Raw genomic sequence first — 6373 nt, 5'->3', positions numbered from 1 at the left:
GCCGCGTTTGTGACCCACGACGAGGCGCCGCTTGAGGTCTTGCAGATCATCCGACATTACGTTCCCACTTCGATGCAAGTGGGAACGTAGGCTCTCAGCTCAACGCCCGGTGCACAAGGGCGTGGTTTGTTGACCGCTTACAAATAGGAGGCCTTATGGCCCATGTTCTCAAAACCAACGCATTGCCCCGACCCCGGCCGGCGCTAAAACTCGTCAAGACCAACGACTTGAACCGCGAGCAGTGGCTTGACGTTCGCCGTCGCGGCATCGGCAGCTCGGACGCTGCAGCAGCTGTGGGCCTTTCGCCTTACAAGGATCCGCTCACTCTCTGGATGGAGAAGACAGGACGCTCCGAGATGCTGCCGCAGGTCGATCCTCACGACGAGGCTAGCCCGATGTACTGGGGCACGCTGCTTGAGCCCATCGTGGCGGCGCACTACACCAAGCGAACGGGCAATCGCGTGCGGCGCATTAACGCCGTCCTGCAGCACCCCAGTGAATCCTGGATGCTTGCGAATCTCGACCGAGAGGTCATGGGGGTCGCCGATGTGCAAATCCTGGAGTGCAAGACCGCCGGGGTACATGGCGCACGCCTGTGGCAGAACGGCGTTCCCGAGTACGTTCAGTTGCAGGTGATGCACCAGCTTGCGGTCACCGGCAAGCAAGCCGCCGATGTCGCGGTCCTGATCGGCGGACAGGAGTTGCGGATCCATCGGATCGAACGGGACGAAGAACTCATCCGACGCCTGATCGAGCTGGAGCGGCAGTTCTGGACCTACGTCGAGCAGGATCGCCAGCCTCCGGCAGATGGATCCCAGGCGGCGGATCAGGCACTGCGCGGTTTGTACCCGCAGGACACCGGTCAGGTGATCGATCTGGCCCAGGACCTGGAGCTGTCCAGTGTGTTTTCGGACTTGATCGCCGTTCGGCACACCATCGAGACGCAGACCCAGCTCGAAGCACAGCTGAAGCAGCGCATCCAGCAGCGCATGGGCGATGCGACGCGTGCATTGTTCGAGACCGGCGAGGTGAGCTGGAAACGGAGCAAGGACGCTTGCGTTCTCGATGTCACCAAGCTGCTCAAGGACAAGCCGGAACTGATCCAGCAATACCCACTGGTCAAGCCTGGATCGCGTCGATTCCTGGTGCAGACCTGAATCCATCAACCTGGCACTGACCCGGAGCGCCGATAAGGCGATCGGGTCTGGCCGCAGTACGCAAAGGAATTCATCATGCTCAAAGGCCTGGCCATCACGCCACCCGTCATTGGCCGCATCTCCATCGGCAAGGCCGTCGAACGCAACGGCAAGCGATTGCCGGAGAAGGACGACGAGTTCACCCTAACCAGCCAGGTCCAGAACAAGGACGGCTGGGTTCTTCACCCACAGGATGCGCTGCTTCGAAAGGAGACCAGCAAGCTTCGCAGCATCCCGGTGAGACTGCTCTTCAACGATCCAGCGCTCAACTTCCGTGCGAACTACACCTGGTTCGATCGAGCCTCAGGGCGACCACTCTGCGTGGGCGACGGTGAGACATGCAGGCGTACAACGCTTTCGGGCATCCAGGTGATGCCATGCCCTACCCCTGACGGCTGCGAGGCTTCTGGGGGCCATTGCAAGCCTTTTGGACGCCTTAACGTCTCAGTGGGCGATGACGACGAACTTGGCACCTTTGTTTTCCGCACGACCGGCTACAACAGCATCAGGACCTTGGCCTCCAAACTTGGGCTTTTCAGCGCTGTGTCTGGCGGTTTGCTATCGGCCCTTCCTCTGGAGCTGCGGCTGCGAGGGAAGTCCACTTCGATGTCGCACCGCACGCCGTTTTACTACGTCGACATCACGGTCCGCACGGGCAGCACGCTCAATGAGGCAATTGCCTCTGCAAGGGAACTCGCCGAAACACGGGCGGCAGTGGGCTTCGATCAGGCAGCCCTGGATGACGCGGCGCGGCAAGGCTTGGCCAATGGGGCGTTCGAGGAGTCCGCAGAGGAAGGTTTGGACATCGTCGACGAGTTCCATCCTGAAGAGGGGCAAGGCGATGACGTGGTCTCGCAGGAACACAGCCGCTCCCCAGGACTCAGCCGGAAGCTGCACGAGAAGGTGGAGCGGCTCAGCAAGCAAGCGGCCCAGTCGCCCAGCAACGTCAGCGCGTCCTGAGGCCATTGAAGAGACCCCCTTTGCCCGGTCGGGCCGAGGTCTCTTTTTTTTGCTTGGGTATTGCTCTGTAGAAGGTTTTCGATTCATCGTCGCAAGCCGCAGGCACCAGACGTGCGCTCCAGGCGTGCGCCAGAACAATGCTGACACCGTGTTTGGAAGCGTGCCGCCGCCCGCAAACGAGCGGAACGATCACCGCCCGATGGCCGCATGCAGTGCCTTGCGCGCAATGAAGGCGGCAGTCGTTGCCTGGTCGGGAGCCGCATAGTCGATGAACTTCAGAGGGGTCTTGGCCAACCAGAGCGATTGCGCCAGTAGCGTCCGATCCGGGAAATTCAGCAGCCCGGCTTCAAGCTGAAATGCCAAGTCGTTCAGCGATCCCAGTACACGGCGATTTGCCGTCTTTCCAACGGCCCAGCGTTGCATGGCACCGCACTCGGCAGTCACATCGTCCGGTGGAACACCGATAGCAAAGAGCATCGGTGCCAAGGCCTCCCGGAGCCGCTGGACGAGGGCTCTGCCGTCTCGTGCCGGCACAACGACGGGCAGCAAGCTTCGCTCGCTTACAGCGAGCACCACCTGGATTCGACCAACGCGGATCAGATTGGCGTACCAGTCGCCGAGGGCTGTGTCCGTCAATGGTGGCTCAGAATCAGGCGTGCAATTGAGCCTGGTGAGGAGCTTTTGGGTGCAGCGAAGGACGAACAAGATGGGAAGAAGTGAAGGCAAGCGCCACCGGGTGAGCTCGGCCAATGCTCGCTTTCTGAGGGGTGTTCAGCGACTTGCGGCCATCAATGGTAGGTCCGGGCACCCGCCGCAAAGCTTGACGTGTAGATGTGCGCAAACACGGCATTCGCCTTCAGGTTGATCTCGTCAGCGTCGTACGCGCCAGATGGCAAGTTGGCGAACAGGTGCTTGATGATCTCGGCCTTCACCTGCGCCTGAGCAGTGGCCTTCTCGCGCCAGTGATCGATCTGCAGCTTCCCACTGCTTAGCTTGTCCAGCAACTCCTTGGCCACCTTCTTGATCGCATCGCGGTCACCCTTGGTCAGGCTGTCCTTCTGAAGCAGGTCGAACACGGCCAGCTGATCCTCGCTCTCCAGTCCTTCGCGCAGGTAGCGCTTCTCTTCTTCATTGAGGTTGTCATTGAAGGAGAACAGGTCATCCATGACCTTCTGGATCTCGGCGGCGTCCTTGTCCTTGTTGTACTCCTGGACGATCTCCTGGTAGCGCTCGTACAGATCAACGCGGGTCGGGTTGCGCGCCACCATCACTGCAAGCCGTTCTTCGATCTTTTCCTTCAGGTTCAGCGTAACCACGTTCTTGAACGGAGACTTCTCGAACTCAGCCCGCAGGCGCGAGAAGTCGATGTTGGACAGGTCGTAACGTGCGACCCGTTGATTCTCTGAAGTCGATGCCGGCTTGCCATCTGTGGTCAGGGCCGTGTCGACGACCTCGTAAAGGTCCTGCAGCAACGCACTGACGTCTGGCGTTTCGCGCGCATCCTGCAGCTTGTTGTAGACGGCGTTGACAGCGCTCTCTTCAGCATCGAAGTCGAACAGGCCGGGGTGCGGGAACAAGCCTCTGTGGCGGGCCTGCACATCTTCCACGATCACCTGATACGTCTTTCGGCGCTCGTCGCTCTCGCACAGCAGATTGACTGCGACCAGGATCTGCTGCTGCTTGTCGAATCCCTTGGCGGCAATCAGTCCGTCCAGGTCGAACCCCAGGCTCTCCAGAAACTCTCTGGCCGCCTTCAGGCTCTGCGCGTACTCGGCCAACGCCTCCGCGTCATCGCGCACGGTGTTCTGCTCGCCGTCGCCCTTGCCCGTACCCGCACGGTCGCCTTGTGCAAAAGTAGCAAGCGCCTTCCGCAGGCTCTTGATCATCCCGTTGTAATCAATGATCAGGCCATGTTTTTTTCCACCGCCCACGCGGTTCACGCGAGCGATGGCCTGCATCAGGGTGTGCCCCTGCATCGGCTTGTCGAGGTAGAGCGTGGCCAGGCATTTCACGTCGAAGCCTGTCAGCCACATGGCGCAGACGATGGCGATGCGGAACGGGTTCTCAGCCTGCTTGAACTCCTTCTCCAGGTTGCGCTTGACCATCTTCTCGCGGTGCGGAGCGATGTCCAAGGGCTCATCACGGAAGTTGCGCCACTTGGCGAACTCGGCCACCTCCCCTTGCTCCTGCGAAACCACCACGCAGCACTCGGTGGCCTTCATCCACTCGACCTGTTCGCGGCGCTGTTGCAGCAACTTCGGCAGCGCCTTGCCCTTGGCAGCGAACAGCGCCTCTTCAGCGGCTACGCTGGTTTCCAACTGCGCTGCCCTCTCCTCCCATTTGGCCTTGATCAGATCGTGCATCTTCACGCAGGTGATCTTGTCGAGGCAGACCACCATGGCCTTGCCGCCGCCGGTGTCCACCACCTTCCAGCGCTGGTGGAAGTGGTCAATGAAGTCCTGAGCCACCTTTTCGAGCCGCGTCGGCGAGGTGAGGATGGGGTAGTCGCGTGCCAGCTCTCGGTAGAGCTTCTCCTCTTTTTCGTCGGTCCAAGGATCGTTCAGGGTCGCGCTCTGCCGGGCCGCTTCAATGTGCTCTGCGATGCGTTCACTGACCTTGGGGTCGACGATCTTCAGCTTCTCGCCTCGGTTCTCATAGAACAGCGGCAGGGTCGCGCCATCAGCAACGGCACGCTGGAAGTCGTAGATCGACACGTAGTCGCCGAAAACTTCGCGGGTCAATTGCTTCTCGCCGGCATCGATCAGAGGCGTGCCCGTGAAGCCCAGGAACTTGGCATGCGGCAGACCCTTGCGCATGTTCAGCGCCAGGCGGCCGTACTGCGTGCGGTGTGCTTCGTCGCTGATGACGATGATGTCGCCCCGCTCCGAGTAGGCCTCTTTCACCAGCTCACGGTACTTCTGGATCAGGCCGAACACATAACGGCGATTCTGGTCGCGCAGCATCTTGCGCAAGGCCTCGCCACTGGAGGCCTGGTCTGTCTTGCTGTTGGCCCGGCCTGCATTGGTGTACGTGGAGGCGATCTGATCGTCCAGCTCGGTGCGGTCGGTGATGACCACAAAGGTATAGCTACCCGAGATCTTGCGGTGGATCTTCTCGGTCAAGAACAGCATCGAGTACGACTTGCCCGAGCCCTGCGTGTGCCAGAACACGCCGAGTTGCCCAGCTGCCACTTCCGCCTTGATCGTTGGATCGTCAGACGTGAGACGGTCAATCACTCGGTTCACACCGAGGTACTGATGATTGCGGGCCACGATCTTGTGAGTGCCGCCTTCGCTTGCATCGAACAGCACAAAGTTCTCGACGATGTCGAGCAAGCGGACCTTGTCCAGCATGCCCTGGAGCAGGATGGGCAACAGGGGCTGGTCCTTGGCCGGTTCCGGGTCATCCTCGTCCAGCCGCTTCCAGCGGTAGAAGTGCTCTCGCGTGCTGGTCAGTGACCCGTACTGCGCGTCATGACCGTTGGAGATCACCACCAACGCATTCCAATGGAACAGGTGCGGGATGGTGTCCAGGTAATCGCTGTAGTTCTTCTTGTAGGCGCTGTCGATGTGCACCTCGAATCGCTTGAGTTCGATGAACACAAGCGGCAGGCCATTGACGTAACCGATCACGTCCGGGCGGCGAAGCCACAGGCGCCCCCGAACCCACAGCTCCCGCACGGCTTGGTAGTGGTTCTTCTCGGGCTGTTTGAAGTCGATCAAACGCAGGCGCTTGTCCACCAAGCGACCTGCAGCGTCACGGTACTTCACCGGCACCCCATCGCGCAGCAGCTTGTACTTCTCTTCGTTCAGCGCGGTCAGCGTCTTTGTGATGTCGTCCTGCAGCACCTGCGCCAGCGCCTGGCTGTAAACCTCAGGGGGCAGGCCGGGGTTCAGACGCTTCAGAGCGGCCAACACCTCGCGGCTGAGTACCACCTCGGTGTCGTTGCTTCGGCCCAGCAAGCTGTCTGGCCCGAAGTCCTCATCGTCCTGTGCAAATACGCTCTGCCAGCCGAGCTGCTTTTCCAGCAACTCAGCGGTTGGCGCCTGGATCAACAGGTCTTCGGAATAGTCCTTCTTGGCCATCTTTTTTGCTTCTCCCTGATGCCTGGCTCCGAGTCCTCCGTAGCCCGGTATCTTGTCAAATCATGGGCGATCCGGTATCATCCCTATCAAATGGGTTGCGACTACGCGGCCGGCGTTGGGCTCCTGGTACTA

4 protein-coding genes are annotated in these 6373 nt (G+C 60.4%); 2 read left to right on the top strand and 2 right to left on the bottom strand.

The genetic code is table 11. The annotated features are described in order from the left end of the window. Positions 1-155 precede the first annotated feature (155 nt). Complete coding sequence (locus tag ACT6S0_RS15055; protein WP_444764614.1) at positions 156-1157, top strand: YqaJ viral recombinase family nuclease; 1002 nt, start codon at positions 156-158, stop codon at positions 1155-1157. A 75-nt stretch (positions 1158-1232) separates the two neighbouring features. After that, positions 1233-2156, top strand: a complete 924-nt coding sequence (locus tag ACT6S0_RS15050; RefSeq protein WP_444764613.1) for a recombination directionality factor — start codon at positions 1233-1235, stop codon at positions 2154-2156. A 189-nt stretch (positions 2157-2345) separates the two neighbouring features. On the opposite strand, the gene ACT6S0_RS15045 is transcribed toward ACT6S0_RS15050, so the two are convergent. Continuing rightward, positions 2346-2861: a DUF6933 domain-containing protein gene (locus ACT6S0_RS15045; RefSeq protein ID WP_444764615.1), complete on the bottom strand. Its 516-nt coding sequence runs from the start codon at positions 2859-2861 to the stop codon at positions 2346-2348. An 83-nt stretch (positions 2862-2944) separates the two neighbouring features. Beyond that, positions 2945-6241, bottom strand: coding sequence for a type I restriction endonuclease subunit R (locus ACT6S0_RS15040; RefSeq protein ID WP_444764612.1), 3297 nt, complete (start codon positions 6239-6241; stop codon positions 2945-2947). Positions 6242-6373 lie beyond the last annotated feature (132 nt).

The organism is Roseateles sp., from assembly GCF_052436255.1.
In the GTDB taxonomy this organism is placed as follows: domain Bacteria; phylum Pseudomonadota; class Gammaproteobacteria; order Burkholderiales; family Burkholderiaceae_C; genus Pelomonas.
This window is presented reverse-complemented; position numbering and strand designations above follow the sequence as displayed.